This window comes from Desulfosporomusa polytropa (assembly GCF_055380075.1).
Genome location: NZ_AP042400.1, coordinates 1,110,462 through 1,126,732, shown reverse-complemented (window position 1 = coordinate 1,126,732; position 16,271 = coordinate 1,110,462). Strand labels below are relative to the sequence as shown.

The window sequence follows — 16,271 nt, the reverse complement described above, 5'->3', positions numbered from 1 at the left end:
TACCAATAAAAAGATAAAGCGCTTGACGAGCAAGCGCTTTATCTGATAACCAAGTCAAATTATCTTTTAACCTAAAATACCTTGTTTTACCGTTTCCAGACCCAGTCGATCTATCAACATACCAAGTCGTTCATGTTTACGGGCATTTTCTTTGTAGTACGCAATTATTTTATCAATAATCGGCTGTACTTCTTCTTGCGGTACTGCTTCAATTAATAGATCGCCAATTCTGGGTTTAGCGCCAGCACAGCCGCCAATTACAATTTTCCAGCCTTTAGTCGTACCAACAAGACCAATATCTTTAACCCAACTTTCTGCACAGGAGTTTGTACAGCCGCTAACGCCAAATTTCATTTTACCAGGCAATTCCATACCATGAAAAGCCTTGTCTAAGGTAAGCCCCAAGGTGAGACCATCTTGCTGTGCTCGCTTGCAGAAGTGAGTTGCCGGACAAATTTTCACACTCCGGACGCAAAGGCCAACCGCAGCACCCTTATCCATTCCTAATTCGTCCCAAACAGCATCAATTTTATCTTCAGGAATACCAACAATTGCAATCCGCTGCGCCGAAGTTAGTTTAAGCGCTTTGGCACCATACTTTTCAGAAACATCTGCAATTTTTCTGAGTACATTAATATCAAGAATAACACCACCGGGAATATGTGGAGCAATTGCATAAGTTTCTCTGTCCCGCTGAACAATTGCACCTTTTTCAAGTAAATCTGCTTTCACTTCTGACATTAGTAAAACCTCCCATTAAATAATCATATGTTGTGGAATATAATTATAGATTAGCTATGGAATCACAAAAATCCTGCTAAAATATAAACTTTTTATCAAAAAATAAAAAATAGCGCCTAAAAGACGCTATTTTTGCTGCTATTTGAGATTACACCCAACTGTCTAGCATTTGGCGAAGTTTTACTACATGAGTCTGTTCTTCTGCTTTTAGAAGGTTAAATATAGTGCGGGTTTCTTCAAATTTAGCACATTTAGCCAATGCATCATAAAACAGAATAGCATCTTTTTCATCCTGGATAGCAGCCTTCAAAATATCGGCAATGTTCTTTAGTTCAGGAAGTGTTTTTTCGGCTTTGTCTTTTGGAAAAATATGAGGCTCGGCAAGAACTGTCAAATATTTGGAAGTTTCTTGGTCAAATAAATAATCAGCAGAATCAGAAAGCTTACTTTCTTTGATTTTATTGTACAGCTTAGTAAATTGATCAAAATGACTCGCTTCCTCGTTCATGAGCAACATGAACAAAGCTTTATGTTCTTTATTATCTGCTTTCTCATATGCTTTTTTGTAAAAATCGCGACCACGAGCCTCCATATCAACAGCTATCCGCAATCCTTCCAGATCGCTAAACAAGTTACCCATATCACAGGCATTTTTTCCCATAGTCAGACCCTCCTTCAGTTAACTTAATATACTGGTATATTCAATATTTTCACGAAAAATCCTTTTACCTTTGTGACTTTTTTAACTATTTTATTCTATGTAGTACAACAAACAAAAAATCCCAGTATAGCCACTGGGATTTTTTTGCATTTTACCTCAAGGGTTTTATTGACAAATATGAATCATATTTTTCTTATATTCGCGATAAATTGCTTGTAGTTCTTCTACTTTATTTGACATTTCAATTTGCATTTCTGATGCGGCATCAAAATCGCCAGTTTGAATCGCCTCTTTAATACGGGTAAACAAGCTTTTTTGTAACATATAGTCTTTTGCCAAATACACTCGGATAGTATTAATTTTATCCCAATTAGTCAAATCAAGGTCACTAGCTGAATCGGCTTCATGCAACGCCTTAGTCTCTTTAACAATGCTGAGGTTTTCTGGAATAATACGGTTTAATATTTCAGCTTTCCAACGAACCAATGCCCCTGCGACAAAAGCTCCAATGAGTTCTTGCCGGAAAACATTGCCAGCAGTAAGTGTTTTAACTTTTTCTGGATACTTTTTAATGTTTTGCATGTTTTCCCAAACGGTTGCTGGTGGTTTAGAAAACAAACGATCACGTTCTTCGGCAGAATAATCGTCAAAGACATCGTGTTCGCTACGATATGCACGGTCTGTTTCAAGATAGAACCCTTGTTTGCCGGCGTCTTTGGATAATTCGGCATCAAGTTCTTCTACAGTTTTACCAGAGTTGACTGCTGCTTTGATACCATCAAGCATGCTCATATAGAAGGCTGTCAAGGCCGTGTAGGTATTTGTATATGGATTAGGAGAGCGAACTTCAAATCTAGTAGCCATCGGACTATTAACATCACGTACAAGGCCAGCTAAAATAGTTCTGTTACGGGATGGTACTGCTGGCGTATGTCCTAAGGAGGTTACAATACATACAGGCGCTTCAAAGCCTGGTTTTAAACGGTTAAGTGAATCATTTGTAGAAGAAATGAACGGATTTATTACCTCATAATGCTTTAAAAGACCCATGATAGCACCATAACCAATGGCACTTAAAAAATATTGTCTCATATCAGTTGGTGAGAATAGATTAACAATTTTTCCAGATTTAAGTTTGGCAGCAATACCAACATGCGTATGCTCGCCGCTACCGGCAACACCAATGATTGGTTTGGCCTTAAAGGTTACTTCAAGACCATTGGCCCGAAAGGCTTCTTTAACTAAAATTCTAGCTTGCAGTTCATTATCGGCACATTGTAATGCATTAGAGAATTTCCAGTCAATTTCCAGTTGTTCCATGACATGATTCAAATGGCCAGTTTCGTCAATTTGGGCTTTAATGCCGCCAACCTCTTTATGGCCCATCTCAGGTTCAAGACCATATTTTTCCATCGTCATCAGCGCTTGTTCCATCGCAGTGCGGACATTGCCGCGAGTACGCTGCCAATATTGCTCTTGCATTTGTTGTGAAGCAGAAAGGTCTTCGACGTCCGCCTTATTAGCAGGGGTTTTTACCCAAAATTCAAGTTCAGTAGCAGAGGTAAAAATAATATCTTCTACATCAGCCCCATTAATATGTTCCAGGCCAGCAATCTTGGCATTCTTTTTAAAAAGGTCTTGTAGCTCACCTTTCATATATTCCAAGCTTTGTGCCAAAATGGAACGTGAGTCAACTCTGAGGCCATTATGTACCAGAAAAGCAGGAATACGCAGTGTACCAATAGGCTTGCCTGTTTCTTCATCAATATGTTCAAAGTTATAGTCTACAAACCAATTTACACCAGTATCTGCAAGCATATCTACTTTAGCATTGTTTAGTACGGCAATACCAGTAAGAACAACAGACGAGCCATCTGTTTGCACCACATTGCCATTAATGAAACCTTCCATGTCATCAATAAATATTTCGATTGGGATTTTCTCATCAGTATCATTGCCTGCCAAATCAATACCAACAAGTGAGGCAAACTTAATCTCAGGATGGTTAGTGAGCAGGCTTGCAATTTCTTCTTTACCATACTTACCGGCAGGAATTAGATACACTAAATCTTTTACCATTTTCCTTCACCTCGTACACAAAATGTCTTACAATATAGTTTTTCTCATTTTTCCTGGTCAATATAACTAAAAACCAAACTCTTCCTACTTTTTTAGGAAACCTAATTGACTCAGGTTAAAATATGTTTTTATTATAGCATAAAAATACATTTTGTCTAGGAGACTGTAACCAGTATTCAAAGCTGTAGAAAACAAAGCAGGAAGCATCAATGTCTGCGTCGAACTTAATCTCAAACAATCAGGCCTTTAGTTTTAAAATAGAACTTATGTGGAGGTTATGCCTATGATTCGCCACCTAGAACACAGTGATTTAACTGCTATCCTTGAAATATATAATGAAGCAATACTCAATACCACAGCAGTCTATGATTATAAACCCCACACCCTTGAAGATAGGGCATCATGGTATGAGAAGAAAGTAATCGATGGATTCCCTATTCTGGTGTTCGAAGAAAACAATACCGTCGTCGGATTTGCAACATTTGGCTCCTTCAGGGCGTGGCCTGCGTATAAGTATACAATAGAGCATTCAGTCTACGTCCACAAAAACCATCGAGGAAAACATATCGGGACCGCTCTACTGAAAGAGTTAATAAAGATTGCTAACACAAAAGGCTATGCTACGATGGTAGCTGGTATAGACGCGAGTAATGAAGGCAGTCGATTAATGCACGATAAATTAGGTTTTAGTCAGTCTGGTACAATTCGGAAAGCTGGTTACAAATTTGGTAAATGGCTTGATCTGATTTTTTATCAGTACCAACTCCAAGGGCCTGAAATACCAATAGAGGAATGACAAAAACCTACATTTGAATAGTTCGCAAAAAGCACTGGTTTAAATGCCAGTGCTTTTGCATACCTATACTGTATTTTATATGGGTTCTAATCAAACTAGACTTTCCTATATTTATTACAAATTAAATAATAGGTCTCCATAAGTTGGCATTGGCCAAACATCTTTATCTACCAGAGTTTCAAGTGTATCTGCAACTGTTCTTAACTCTGCCATCTTTTCAAATACATCAAATCTGAATAAGGAAGCTTGCTCGTAAGTATCCCCATGAGCATTTGAAGCTTTGTCTACAGATTCTTCAAGAACAGCAATATTTTTCTTTAATGATGCAGTTAATGAAGATACTTCTGTTAGCAATTCCGTTTGAGCAGTTAGATCGGCTGCTACACCTGTAGCTTTGATTGTATTAATGGAAGCAGCAACGGTGGTCGCAAATTTGATAACTGCAGGAAGTATCTGTCTCTTAGCCATTTCGATCATTGTTAAAGCTTCGATGTTAATAGTCTTGACATAAGTTTCAAGAGCTATTTCATAGCGGGATTCCATTTCTACTCTGCTTAATACTGCATGTTTTTCCATTACGGCTAGGTTTTTTTCCTCAATTAATGCTTTAGTAGCTTCTACGGTAGTTTTAATATTGGGAAGTCCTCTCTTTTCAGCTTCAACTACCCATTCATCTGAGTATCCATTTCCGTTAAACACTACATTCTTATGTTTAGTTACATATTCAGTAAGAATTGCTTTAACTTCAGCACATACGTCTTTAGCATTTTCTAATCTGCTAGCAACTTCGCTTAATACTTCAGCTACTATAGTATTTAAAATAAAGTTTGGTTCAGCGATGGAGGCAGAAGAAGGACACATTCTAAATTCAAACTTATTACCGGTAAATGCGAATGGAGATGTTCTGTTTCTGTCAGTTGCATCTTTAGGTAACGACGGAAGTGTAGTAACACCTATTTCCATATGACCGCCGGTTTTAGAACTTGTCGCTCCACCATTTTCAATTTGTTCTAATATGTCTTGTAATTGCTCTCCTAAGAATATTGATATTATAGCTGGAGGAGCTTCGTTAGCACCTAGTCTATGATCATTCCCAGGATTTGATGCTGATACTCGTAATAAACCTGCATATTCATCTACTGCTTTTATAACAGAACACAAGAATACCAGGAACTGTTTATTATCATGGGGAGTACGACCTGGCTCAAGTAGGTTCATTCCATCATCTGTTGCCATTGACCAGTTATTATGTTTACCAGAGCCGTTGATTCCAGCGAATGGTTTTTCATGTAATAAGCACACAAGATCCTGTCTTAACGCAACTTTCTTCATTATATCCATAGTAAGCTGGTTATGATCTGTTGCAATATTTGTAGTACAAAATATGGGAGCTAACTCATGCTGTGCCGGAGCAACTTCGTTATGCTTAGTCTTTGCAGCAATTCCAAGCTTCCAAAGTTCTTCATCCAGTTCCTTCATGTATGCAGAAATTCTTTCTTTGATTGATCCAAAGTAGTGATCTTCTAATTCCTGCCCCTTGGGAGGCTTAGCGCCAAAAAGTGTTCTTCCGGTAAATATTAAGTCTTTTCGTTGTTCAAATGTTTTCTTATCAACAATAAAGTATTCTTGTTCTGGTCCAACAGTTGTAATAACTTTGCTTGTTGTTGTATTACCAAGAGCTTTTAATACACGTAACGCTTGTTTGGATAAAGCCTCCATTGAACGTAACAATGGTGTCTTCTTGTCCAAAGCTTCCCCTGTATATGAACAAAAAGCAGTTGGTATGCATAATGAATCATCTTTTAGAAATGCTGGTGATGTACAATCCCAGGCAGTATAGCCTCTGGCTTCAAATGTTGCTCTAATACCACCAGAGGGGAAGGAAGAAGCATCTGGTTCTCCTTTAATTAATTCTTTACCTGAAAATTCCATTATAGCCTTACCATCGGCAGTTGGTGCGATAAATGCGTCATGTTTTTCAGCAGTTATGCCTGTCATTGGTTGGAACCAATGAGTAAAATGGGTTGCGCCTTTTTCAAGTGCCCAATCTTTCATTATGCTTGCTACTACGTCTGCGACTGCTGGGTCTAAAGGAAGACCATCTGCAATTGTCTTCTGTAAAGCTTTGTAAGTAGCTTTAGGAAGGCGCTCTTTCATAACAGCATCATTAAATACATTTGAACCAAAAATTTCACCCAGGTTGCTCATCAAAAAAACCCCTCTCAATTTTTCATCTTACTATTAATTTTGAATAATTTATGCTGTAAATTTTTCAAAATATTATAACGTGCCTTCTTTATATCCTAGTAGAATATAAGAAATGAAGAAAAAAATAGACTCCTTCACATAACATTGTTACGTGAAGGAGTCATCATTGACTCCAGAATTTAATTATGCTTTTATTATAGCATAAAAATAGTATTTGTCTAGAGCGTAAAAAACTTTTTTGAAAAATAGGATGGTAGCCAGCTACTTATTCCTACTCCACGAAAGTTTGTCACTACTAAGCCACCCATCATGAATGGCATCAAAACGGTACTCCGCCTGCTATTCCTAAAAGGGCTCCCGAAATTCTGTTTTGGAAAACACAAACCCCGCAGTCACTATAGGGCTGCGGGTTTTATTATGCTCACATCTGAGTAGTCATTAAGCCGAGTTCTGTTCCGCTTTTGGCGGCGATGATCATTTATCTGGGCTGACAGTTACCTGGCAGCTCTAGCGACACACCCGGAAGGTTCAGCGGGCCGCGTCAACTCTTCCCTATTTGGTCTTGCTCCAGGTGGGGTTTACCTAGCCAGTCAGTCACCTGACTGCTGGTGCGCTCTTACCGCACCGTTCCATCCTTACCTGACAGAATGTCAGGCGGTCTACATTTCTGTGGCACTATCCCTAAGGTCGCCCTCGCTGGACGTTATCCAGCACCCTGCCCTATGGAGCTCGGACTTTCCTCAGATGCATCAAACATCTGCGATCATCTTTCATACTCAGAAACTAATTATTTTGAGTTTTTATCATAACATCAATGACGAAACAAGTCAATATGTTGAAAATACATCCTCGCTTACATTATTGTCAATAATTTCTATATTCCAACCATTCTTTCTGGCTTGTTCCTTTAAATAGGCAGTCAAACATTGAACCACCGGTTGTTCGGTAGCAAAGTGACCAGCGTCAATAATTGCCAAGCCTTGCGCAAGAGCTTGTTGCGCTTCATGGTATTTTACATCTCCTGTTACCAGAACATCTGCCCCTGCTTGAATAGCATCTTTAATGAGGCCTGCCCCGCTGCCGCCGCATACCGCTACTTGACTTATTACTGCATTAACCGAACCTGCCACTTTTACTGAATTGATTAGTAAGGTATGCTTAACTTGATTAATAAAGTCTCCTAAAGACACGGCTTCACCAAGCCGTCCGATCCTCCCTAAACCACAGCTAGACCCTTTATTGAGTAACAAATACTCATCATAAGCAACCTCTTCATAGGGATGAGCTGCCAACATAGCATTAATTACGCGGGACCGCAGGTGTGCCGGTAGAATTGTTTCGATTCGACTTTCCTCAACAAATTCAAGCCTACCCTCTTCACCAATAAAGGGGGTGGTCGACAATAATGGCAAAAATGTTCCGACACCCTTGGTCTGAAAAGTACAATGACTATAGTTACCGATATGACCTGCGCCAGCCTCAGTCATAGCTATTCGTACAATTTCTGTATGGGATTCGGGAACAAAGACTACTACTTTATAGAACTTCTCTTGATATACTGTTGTTAACGGCCTACTATCTTTAAGTTGAAATTTTTGTGCCAAAATATCATTTACGCCACCAAGCGCACTATCTAAATTGGTATGGGCCGCATACACGGCTATCCCACTTTTTATCAAATCAGCTAGCATACTGCCTAACGGTAAATCAGTGCGAATATTCGTAATACCTTTAAATATCACAGGATGGTGGGCAACAATCATGTCAGCACCTAGGGCAATAGCCTGATTAACAACCGCTTGATCTACATCTAAAGTAATAATAATTTTATGGATAGTTTGCTCTGGACTGCCAACTAAGAGACCAATATTATCCCAGTCCTCAGCCAATTGTTTTGGTGCTAATTGTTCAAGTTTGGTAATAAGTTCATGACATTTTACAGACATGTACGCTTATCCTCCAAATCCTTAAGCTTATCAGTAAATTCTCTGTATTTCGTCGAATGTATGGCTTCGGCACTTCCTGCCATGGACGCGAGCACACCACGTAAATGCTCAATTAATTCCTCAATATGCAGCCGCAGCAAGGGATGTCTTCCCTGCCATAGCAGCGGACCTATTTCATAGAGTATGGGCTCAAATGGCGGACTTTCGCCAGGCTTTGCCGCAATAATCTGATATAGCTTACCATCTTCTTGAACAAGCTGTTCATTGACGATCTGCCAGCCATTGCTCTGCAGCCACATTCTGACTGACGCCGCCGCGATCATGGGTTGTACAATAAGATACTTAAGTGCCGCCGTTACTGCCGGACACGAGCGTAAGATATCGATAATATTCAAACCGCCCATACCGGCAATAACCACAACTTCCGCTTCTCCCGGGCTTACTACCTCAAGCCCGTTACCTCGCCTGACTGAGATAACCTGTTCTAACTGTGCGGTAGCCACAGCATTTTTAGCTGATAAATAGGGACCCTGGTGAATATCTCCAGCAATTGCTTGGGTAACAATGTCATTTGTAATAAGATATATTGGTAAATAAGCATGATCTGTGCCAATATCAGCCATCGCCATTCCGACAGGAACCATATCGGCAATAGCTTGTAAACGTTCTCCTATTTTCACTTACACAATCCTCCAGTGAATTTCCTTGTTAGTATTTCGCCGAATGACTAAATAATCCTGCAAATGTATATACATAGCAAAAACCTGCGAATTGCTTCGCAGGTTTTTTAGGTGGTGGGCGATGACGGGATCGAACCGCCGACATCCTGCTTGTAAGGCAGGCGCTCTCCCAGCTGAGCTAATCGCCCAAATCAATATTCGATGTTAGATTTTCGACTTTCGTAGTGTTTTATCGAATATCGTATATCGAACATCTAATGTCGAGAATGGTGACCCGTGGGGGAATCGAACCCCCGTTATCGCCGTGAAAGGGCGGTGTCTTAACCGCTTGACCAACGGGCCATTTGAGAGGTGGGATGCGGGAAGTTAGAGGTGAGATATGGAATAGTATGTCACTTTTCCAACCTCTAACCTCTCGCATCCCACATCCCAATTTGGTGGGCCCACCTGGGATCGAACCAGGGACCAGCCGGTTATGAGCCGGCTGCTCTACCGCTGAGCTATAGGCCCTAGAGATATTAAAACAGGTTTTCCGCAGAAAGCCTGTTTTAAAAAACAAAGGATGTTCTTCGCTACCGCTCAGAACTAAGCGATTCACTCAGGTTTTGCGTCGCTTTCGCTCCTGAAAACCTGGTTCTCTGCTTATGGCTCCTCGAGTAGGACTCGAACCTACGACAAATCGGTTAACAGCCGATTGCTCTACCAACTGAGCTATCGAGGAATATCGCCAACGTTGATTATTATAAAACAATGTCCGTAGTACGTCAAGTGATTATTGCATTTTTTACTCAAGAAAATCTTTTAATTTTTTACTGCGACTAGGATGGCGCAGTTTCCTGAGTGCTTTAGCTTCTATTTGACGAATGCGTTCACGGGTAACACCAAAGAACTGCCCCACTTCCTCTAAGGTGCGAGCCCGCCCGTCATCTAAACCAAACCGCAAACGCAATACTTTTTCTTCCCTGGGAGTAAGCGTTTCCAGAACGTCTTCTAACTGCTCTTTAAGCAACATAAAAGAAGCAGCGTCTGCCGGAGCAGGAGCGTCTTGATCTTCTATAAAGTCACCAAGGTGAGAATCTTCTTCTTCACCAATTGGCGTTTCTAAGGATACTGGTTCTTGAGCAATTTTCATGATTTCCCGGACCCGTTCAACAGTGACTTCCATAGCTTGAGCCACTTCTTCTGGTGATGGCTCGCGTCCTAATTCCTGGAGGAGCTGCCGTGATACTCGAATCAACTTATTAATGGTTTCAACCATGTGAACCGGAATCCGAATAGTACGGGCTTGATCAGCAATAGCTCTGGTTATTGCCTGACGTATCCACCAGGTGGCATAGGTACTGAATTTATAACCTTTATTATAGTCAAATTTTTCTACAGCCTTGATTAAGCCCAGGTTGCCTTCCTGAATAAGATCCAGGAACAACATGCCGCGTCCAACATAACGCTTAGCAATACTAACAACTAGCCGCAAATTTGCCTCGGCCAGCCGCCGTTTGGCTTCTTCGTCCCCTTGTTCCATGCGCTTGGCCAGTATAACTTCCTCATCAGCAGTCAAAAGCGGTACACGGCCAATTTCCTTAAGATACATTCTAACAGGATCATCAATACTAATGCCTTCAGGAATGGTAAGATCAATATCTACTTCTTCGGCCGCTGTTTCCATCTCTGGGTTCTCAATAAGTTCAGCATCAGGAGCTTCATCAACAATTTCAATACCTTTATTACTGAAGATTTCATACATATCTTCGATTTCTTCAGGACTCATGTCTTCCGTCTGCATAGTATCCATAATTTCAGTATACGTTAGCACACCGCGTTTTTTACCCTTGTGCAAAAGCTCATTTACATGCTCGACCGGCGGAGTTTTCTTATCGGCCATAATTCTCCCCCCTTCCTTTGGCAATTAACGATAGTAGATTTATCCAACCTTGTTTATTAATGATGTAATTTGCTAATTTCATGTTTAATTCGCTGACTTTCCGCTAATTCCTGCAGAAAGTTACTATCCCCCATGCGTTCTAATTCATCGGCCAGTAGCCGGTGTTGTTCATATAATACAGTCAAATGTGCTAATCGAATTGTTTTTATACAGTCATCCACCAATTGAACTACATCATCAAATTGGTTCTCCATCAACATAATATGCGAAAACTCGTTGCTTGCCTTTTCACTTAAGTTATTTACACCAGCAGTAAACGCTGCCTGCGTTATATTGTTTTCCATATTATACGCGTCAACTATGAAATTAATTATCTCTTGCTGCAGAGTTCCTTGTATTTCTTGTGGTGAAAGTTTGGCTAAAACATAAGGGATTAGTGATAAATCATCGCACATTAAGCGAATCAGCTGGCGCTCTGCCTGAATTACTGCCGAAGCTGGCTGCTTATATAAGAGTGCCATATTCATAGTTTTCCCTGGCTTTACATTTTTATCCTTTTTAACTTGAACAATATACTTTCTAATCTCGCTTCGTAAAGCGCTTTCATCAACAGCAAGTACTTGCGACAAACGGGTAATATGGGCGTTAACTATTACGGCGTTATCCGTCTCGGCAAGAATTGGTATTAACTTACCGACAACGGCAATTTTACCTTGAACGGTAGAGTAATCATCCGATTTTAACGCTTGTTCGAGTTGGTAGTCTAATAGTGGCTGCGCCGACTTTAACAGTTCCTGAAAGGCTTGACTACCATGCTTGCGAACAAATTCATCTGGATCTTTGCCATCAGGAATCGTTACTACTTTAATAGTGGCTCCTAAGGAACGAACGGTATCTAATGCCCGAACGGTGGCATTTTGTCCAGCAGCATCGCTATCATAAGAAAATAATAACTCTGCATTAAGTTTAGTCAAATGTCTGGCCTGTTCCGGCGTAAAAGCCGTTCCTAACGAGGCTACCACATTTTTGATACCCTGCGTATAGAGAGTAATAACATCCATATACCCTTCGACAATAACCACTTGGTTTAAATCTCGAATATGTTTATAGGCATTATCAAATCCATATAAAACATGCCGTTTATTAAAAACCTCAGTTTCTGGCGAATTGAGATATTTCGGTTGACTGTTATCCAAAACTCTACCGCCAAAACCAACAATCCGCCCTCGTACATCACTAATGGGAAACATAATGCGATTACGAAATCGGTCATACACACCCTCACCAGAATTACGCGCAGCAGACAAACCCGATTTCAACAGTATATCAAGAGCAATACCACGATCACTCAAGGTTAACGATAGTTTATCCCATAACGGCGGAGCAAAACCCAATTTCAAAAAATCTATGGCTTCAGCAGATATACCTCGGTTAGACAAATACTCACGGGCAGGTATTCCATAATTAGTTTTAGTCAAGCAAGCATGGAAAAAATCTCTAGCTAATTCATTTACCTGATAAATTTTAGCAAGTTCCTGCTCCTTGGCTTGTTCACGCGGTGTTTTTTCTCTTTCCGGCAAAGAAATATTTAGCTTTTTAGCCAGCAGTGTTACTGCCTCAAAAAAAGTAATGTTTTCTACTCGCATCAGGAAATTAAAAACATTGCCGCCAGTCTGACATCCAAAACAATAAAAAAAACCTTTGTCCGGAGTTACCGAAAACGATGGCGTCTTCTCACTGTGAAAGGGGCAGCAACCCCAAAAATTCTTTCCTTTCTTTTTTAACGATACATAATCGGAAACGATACTGACAATGTCGCTCTCTGACCGCAATCTATCGATAAAATCATCGAAAACTGCATCTTTCATATAATTCACCTTATCCAGGCAATGACAAATTACCAGCTGTGTTTTAGATTTACGGAATATGCAAATAGTTCCAAGCTTTGACTTAATTCTACATTCAGGCTAATATTCCTGCCAAAACCAGGTAGCTCCCTGCAAAGTTGTTTACACAGTCTTTATCATCTTTTATTTTATAATTATTATTCAATATAAATAACAAAAGTCCTCTTTTACATCTTGACAAAGCTAATAATATTTGTTCGGAAACACAAAAGCAGAGCTTGTGTGAGCTCTGCCTATAATGGAGATATCCCCCAGGTAGCTGGGATGAAGAGTCTTTGAAATTGTTTAATTGCGTACAAATCAGTTAGACCGGCAATGTAATCAATAACGATTGTTTGCAATCCCCAGCGATCTTCCCGCTCCAAAAATTCCTGTGGCAAACTGCCGGGATTATCCATATAATATTTAAAAAGTTTACTAACAACATATTTGGATTTTTTCCGATCAGGCTCAAGTTCAGCTGAATGATAGATTTTTTCAAACATAAATTCTCGAAATTCATCCATAGCCGCTTTAACCCTGCTGGACATAATAATTTCGTTTTTGCCCTCTGATTCAGTAATAATATCAGAAACCATTACGGTTATCATACTAGATGGATTGGTACCTAATATTTTACTTACATTTTGCGGCAAATCAGCAGGCTGTAGCATACCGGCACGAATACCATCATCATAGTCATGACACAGATAGGCAATACGGTCGCTTCTGCGAACGATGTTTCCTTCCAAGGTAAACGGCTTGTTTTCACCAGTATGGTTTAGAATGCCATCTCTAACTTCTGCCGTCAGATTAAGCCCCTGCCCACCCCGTTCAAGATGTTCTACTACTCGCAGACTTTGCTCATTATGATTGTAGTGACCAATAAGCTCACGTAATGCATATTCGCCCGCGTGGCCAAAGGGCGTATGCCCAACATCGTGGCCTACTGCGATTGCTTCAGTCAAGTCTTCATTAAGCATTAGGCCACGGGCTATGGTGCGAGATATCTGCGCAACCTCTAGGCTATGGGTCATACGCATCCGATAATGATCGCCTGGAGCTATATACACCTGTGTTTTATGTTTAAGACGTCGAAACGACTTACTGTGAATAATGCGATCTCTGTCGCGTTGAAAGGCGGTACGGAAATCACACAAATCCTCTTCCCTGTCCCTGACGGCATCACGGCTTTTCGCCGCATAGGCTGATAAGATTTTAAATTCCTGCTCTTCAATTCGTTCACGAACTTTCATGCTGTAGCGCCTCCTTCGTTATGTATATTATAGCATTATTTCCCTGCAGCAACCACACTACTGATTTTAGATTACACTAAGCACAATTGCAAATTATTTGCTATAATAATAGTAAGAAAGGGGGCCACAGGATGAAGTATAATCGAATATTTTTTTCCGCGTTATTGGTGTTGCTTCTCATAACAGGCACTGCATTCGCGGCCAAACCAGTCGTAACTGCTGACCATACATACTTTGATGTTAATACAGGACTATATGTTCTGAAAGGCAATGTCTACATTGAAGTTAGAAACAGAGTCATCACCGCCGGTCAAGCCAAAGTAAATTTAGCCACTCTGGAAGTATGGGGGGCTGGCGGCATAACGGTAAATCAGGATGATATCTACTTTACTGGTGACAGCGTGTATGTTTATGGCACTAAAAATCGAGCAAAAATTGATGGCGGTGTAAATTTCTCCCGTACCGGCCTAGCAATTACCGCTGATAAGGTAGACTTCAGCTGGGATACTCGAGTCGCTTCTTTTACTGGTAATGTACACGTGTCTCAAGGCGCAAACGAATGGACGGCTGATTCTGTAAGTTATAATGTTGGTTCCAATAGTTTTATGTAAGCGCTAAAAAAAAATTCCTGGCATGCAACACTACGCTGCGCCAGGAATTTTTTTTAGCTATTTGCCAGCTTATTTTTCTGTACAACTTCCAAGATTCGATTGGCCGTTTCTTCTATTGCCTTATTTGACACATCAATAACCGGACATTCCAACCGCCGCATAATAGTACGGGCATAATCTAATTCTTCATTGATCCGGGTAATATTAGCGTAACTGGCATCTGGTGCTAAACCCATAGTTTTAAGACGTTCACAACGGATTTCATTAAGCTTAAATTTATCGATAATCAAGCCGACAATACGATGGGACGGTACTTGGAATAGTTCCTGAGGCAGTGGTGCTTCAGGAACAAGCGGCACATTCGCTACTTTCACTTTTTTATGCGCCAAATACATGCTAAGAGGCGTTTTAGAAGTTCGTGATACGCCAATAATAACAATATCGGCTTTTAACAGACCTAATGGGTTTTTTCCATCATCATATTTTACAGCAAATTCCACAGCCTCTACCCGTTTAAAATATTCCTGATCAAGTTTATGAACAAGTCCCGGCTTCAAGCGCGGTATCATTTCTGTAATATTTTGGACAGCATGAATCATTGGCCCCATAATATCAATTGTCTGAATATTATGTTCTTGTGCTTGTTCCAACAATGCGTCCCGCAAATCAGGTGACACCAATGTATGACAAATAACGCACGTATGTTTTGTGGCTTCCTGCACGGTTTCGGCAATTTGTTCCACCGAGTTGATATATGGGATTCTAATAATATCAAATTCTCCAGAACTAAACTGACTGGCAGTGGCCCGAGCCACCTGCTCAGCCGTTTCACCAATCGAATCAGATAATGCGTAAATAATCGGTAGGTTAGCTATAGCTGTTCTCCTCCTCGTCCCTCGCTCAGTTCAACAAACAATCTGGCGATATTGGTTTTGGTTAATCGTCCGATTACTTCATAAGATTTTGTTTCCTGATGATTAGCAATCGCTACCACCGGCAGGCTGTCTACTTCGTTATCAATGATCTTTTTTGCCGCTATTAATACAGACTCATCAGGAGTAGTTACCACAATTTTCGGCATAGGTGTCATCAGTACTTTTACTGGCATCTTATGCAGCTCACTGCCACCTAGAGCAACTTTTAGCACATCTTTGCGGGATACCACTCCGGTGAGAATACCTGCTGGCTCAACAATAAAGACTGAGCCAACATCCTCGAGAAACATGGTAACAACAGCGTCGTAAACACTTGTACTTGCAGTAACAACAACAGGAAGTGACTGGACATCCCGGACTTTGATCTTGCTTATTTGTTCGGTAAGCATACTCATTATATTTTTTCCAGTATAATAGTAACCTACTTTAGGACGGGCTTCTACCATACCAGACATCACCAGTATAGCCAAATCAGGTCTGAGCGCAGCTCTGGTTACATTAAGACGTTCAGCAATTTGTTCCCCAGTAATCGGTCCTAAGCTTCTGACCATACCCGCAATTTTCTCTTGTCGCAGCGTTAAGCCCAATCA

13 protein-coding genes, 4 tRNA genes and 1 other RNA gene are annotated in these 16,271 nt (G+C 40.5%); 2 read left to right on the top strand and 16 right to left on the bottom strand.

All coding sequences use genetic code 11. The features are described 5' to 3' along the window. Positions 1-66: 66 nt before the first annotated feature. From ACZ449_RS07135 to ACZ449_RS07125, 3 genes are all read right to left on the bottom strand, one after another. Complete coding sequence (locus ACZ449_RS07135) at positions 67-741, bottom strand: NAD(P)/FAD-dependent oxidoreductase (protein WP_464260341.1); 675 nt, start codon at positions 739-741, stop codon at positions 67-69. A gap of 148 nt (positions 742-889) precedes the next feature. Further along, on the bottom strand, positions 890-1,402 hold the full coding sequence (locus ACZ449_RS07130) for a ferritin family protein (RefSeq protein ID WP_464260340.1): 513 nt from the start codon (positions 1,400-1,402) through the stop codon (positions 890-892). A gap of 165 nt (positions 1,403-1,567) precedes the next feature. Further along, the gene (locus tag ACZ449_RS07125) at positions 1,568-3,481 is read right to left on the bottom strand and encodes a glutamine synthetase (RefSeq protein WP_464260339.1); all 1,914 of its coding nucleotides are present in this window, start codon (positions 3,479-3,481) and stop codon (positions 1,568-1,570) included. A gap of 283 nt (positions 3,482-3,764) precedes the next feature. Between ACZ449_RS07125 and ACZ449_RS07120 the strand changes: the two genes are divergently transcribed. After that, positions 3,765-4,277 (top strand): N-acetyltransferase family protein, encoded by a 513-nt coding sequence (locus ACZ449_RS07120; RefSeq protein ID WP_464260338.1) that lies wholly within the window; start codon positions 3,765-3,767, stop codon positions 4,275-4,277. A 114-nt stretch (positions 4,278-4,391) separates the two neighbouring features. On the opposite strand, the gene ACZ449_RS07115 is transcribed toward ACZ449_RS07120, so the two are convergent. From ACZ449_RS07115 to ACZ449_RS07065, 11 genes are all read right to left on the bottom strand, one after another. Continuing rightward, positions 4,392-6,485, bottom strand: a complete 2,094-nt coding sequence (locus tag ACZ449_RS07115) for a glutamine synthetase III family protein (RefSeq protein WP_464260337.1) — start codon at positions 6,483-6,485, stop codon at positions 4,392-4,394. Between the two features lie 424 nt (positions 6,486-6,909). Then, positions 6,910-7,264, bottom strand: an RNA gene (rnpB, locus tag ACZ449_RS07110) — RNase P RNA component class A. A gap of 48 nt (positions 7,265-7,312) precedes the next feature. Then, entirely contained in the window at positions 7,313-8,431 is a 1,119-nt protein-coding gene (locus ACZ449_RS07105; protein WP_464260336.1) for a Nif3-like dinuclear metal center hexameric protein, read from the bottom strand. Further along, the gene (locus ACZ449_RS07100) at positions 8,422-9,111 is read right to left on the bottom strand and encodes a tRNA (adenine(22)-N(1))-methyltransferase (RefSeq protein ID WP_464260335.1); all 690 of its coding nucleotides are present in this window, start codon (positions 9,109-9,111) and stop codon (positions 8,422-8,424) included. The genes ACZ449_RS07105 and ACZ449_RS07100 overlap by 10 nt, the downstream gene beginning before the upstream one ends. 112 nt (positions 9,112-9,223) lie before the next feature. After that, positions 9,224-9,299, bottom strand: a tRNA-Val gene (locus ACZ449_RS07095). A 79-nt stretch (positions 9,300-9,378) separates the two neighbouring features. Continuing rightward, a tRNA-Glu gene (locus ACZ449_RS07090) sits at positions 9,379-9,453 on the bottom strand. Between the two features lie 93 nt (positions 9,454-9,546). Continuing rightward, positions 9,547-9,621 (bottom strand) — tRNA-Ile (locus ACZ449_RS07085). Between the two features lie 135 nt (positions 9,622-9,756). Continuing rightward, a tRNA-Asn gene (locus tag ACZ449_RS07080) sits at positions 9,757-9,832 on the bottom strand. A 63-nt stretch (positions 9,833-9,895) separates the two neighbouring features. Beyond that, positions 9,896-10,993, bottom strand: a complete 1,098-nt coding sequence (rpoD, locus tag ACZ449_RS07075) for an RNA polymerase sigma factor RpoD (RefSeq protein WP_464260334.1) — start codon at positions 10,991-10,993, stop codon at positions 9,896-9,898. Between the two features lie 56 nt (positions 10,994-11,049). After that, positions 11,050-12,861, bottom strand: coding sequence for a DNA primase (gene dnaG / locus ACZ449_RS07070; protein ID WP_464260333.1), 1,812 nt, complete (start codon positions 12,859-12,861; stop codon positions 11,050-11,052). A 272-nt stretch (positions 12,862-13,133) separates the two neighbouring features. Beyond that, positions 13,134-14,135, bottom strand: a complete 1,002-nt coding sequence (locus ACZ449_RS07065) for a deoxyguanosinetriphosphate triphosphohydrolase (protein ID WP_464260332.1) — start codon at positions 14,133-14,135, stop codon at positions 13,134-13,136. Between the two features lie 131 nt (positions 14,136-14,266). On the opposite strand from ACZ449_RS07065, the gene ACZ449_RS07060 reads away from it, so the two are divergent. Further along, positions 14,267-14,746: an LptA/OstA family protein gene (locus ACZ449_RS07060; RefSeq protein WP_464260331.1), complete on the top strand. Its 480-nt coding sequence runs from the start codon at positions 14,267-14,269 to the stop codon at positions 14,744-14,746. Positions 14,747-14,799: 53 nt separating this feature from the next. Here ACZ449_RS07060 and ACZ449_RS07055 read toward each other — a convergent pair whose 3' ends face one another. Next, positions 14,800-15,621, bottom strand: a complete 822-nt coding sequence (locus ACZ449_RS07055) for a pyruvate, water dikinase regulatory protein (protein WP_464261832.1) — start codon at positions 15,619-15,621, stop codon at positions 14,800-14,802. Next, the gene (locus ACZ449_RS07050) at positions 15,618-16,268 is read right to left on the bottom strand and encodes a helix-turn-helix transcriptional regulator (protein WP_464260330.1); all 651 of its coding nucleotides are present in this window, start codon (positions 16,266-16,268) and stop codon (positions 15,618-15,620) included. The genes ACZ449_RS07055 and ACZ449_RS07050 overlap by 4 nt, the downstream gene beginning before the upstream one ends. Positions 16,269-16,271 lie beyond the last annotated feature (3 nt).

What these genes read in the sequence shown, in the direction of transcription:
- ACZ449_RS07135 (WP_464260341.1), bottom strand. Translation starts at nt 741, where the DNA reads ATGTCAGAAGTGAAAGCAGATTTACTTGAAAAAGGTGCAATTGTTCAG.
- ACZ449_RS07130 (WP_464260340.1), bottom strand. Translation starts at nt 1,402, where the DNA reads ATGGGAAAAAATGCCTGTGATATGGGTAACTTGTTTAGCGATCTGGAA.
- ACZ449_RS07125 (WP_464260339.1), bottom strand. Translation starts at nt 3,481, where the DNA reads ATGGTAAAAGATTTAGTGTATCTAATTCCTGCCGGTAAGTATGGTAAA.
- ACZ449_RS07120 (WP_464260338.1), top strand. Translation starts at nt 3,765, where the DNA reads ATGATTCGCCACCTAGAACACAGTGATTTAACTGCTATCCTTGAAATA.
- ACZ449_RS07115 (WP_464260337.1), bottom strand. Translation starts at nt 6,485, where the DNA reads ATGAGCAACCTGGGTGAAATTTTTGGTTCAAATGTATTTAATGATGCT.
- ACZ449_RS07105 (WP_464260336.1), bottom strand. Translation starts at nt 8,431, where the DNA reads ATGTCTGTAAAATGTCATGAACTTATTACCAAACTTGAACAATTAGCA.
- rpoD (WP_464260334.1), bottom strand. Translation starts at nt 10,993, where the DNA reads ATGGCCGATAAGAAAACTCCGCCGGTCGAGCATGTAAATGAGCTTTTG.
- dnaG (WP_464260333.1), bottom strand. Translation starts at nt 12,861, where the DNA reads ATGAAAGATGCAGTTTTCGATGATTTTATCGATAGATTGCGGTCAGAG.
- ACZ449_RS07065 (WP_464260332.1), bottom strand. Translation starts at nt 14,135, where the DNA reads ATGAAAGTTCGTGAACGAATTGAAGAGCAGGAATTTAAAATCTTATCA.
- ACZ449_RS07060 (WP_464260331.1), top strand. Translation starts at nt 14,267, where the DNA reads ATGAAGTATAATCGAATATTTTTTTCCGCGTTATTGGTGTTGCTTCTC.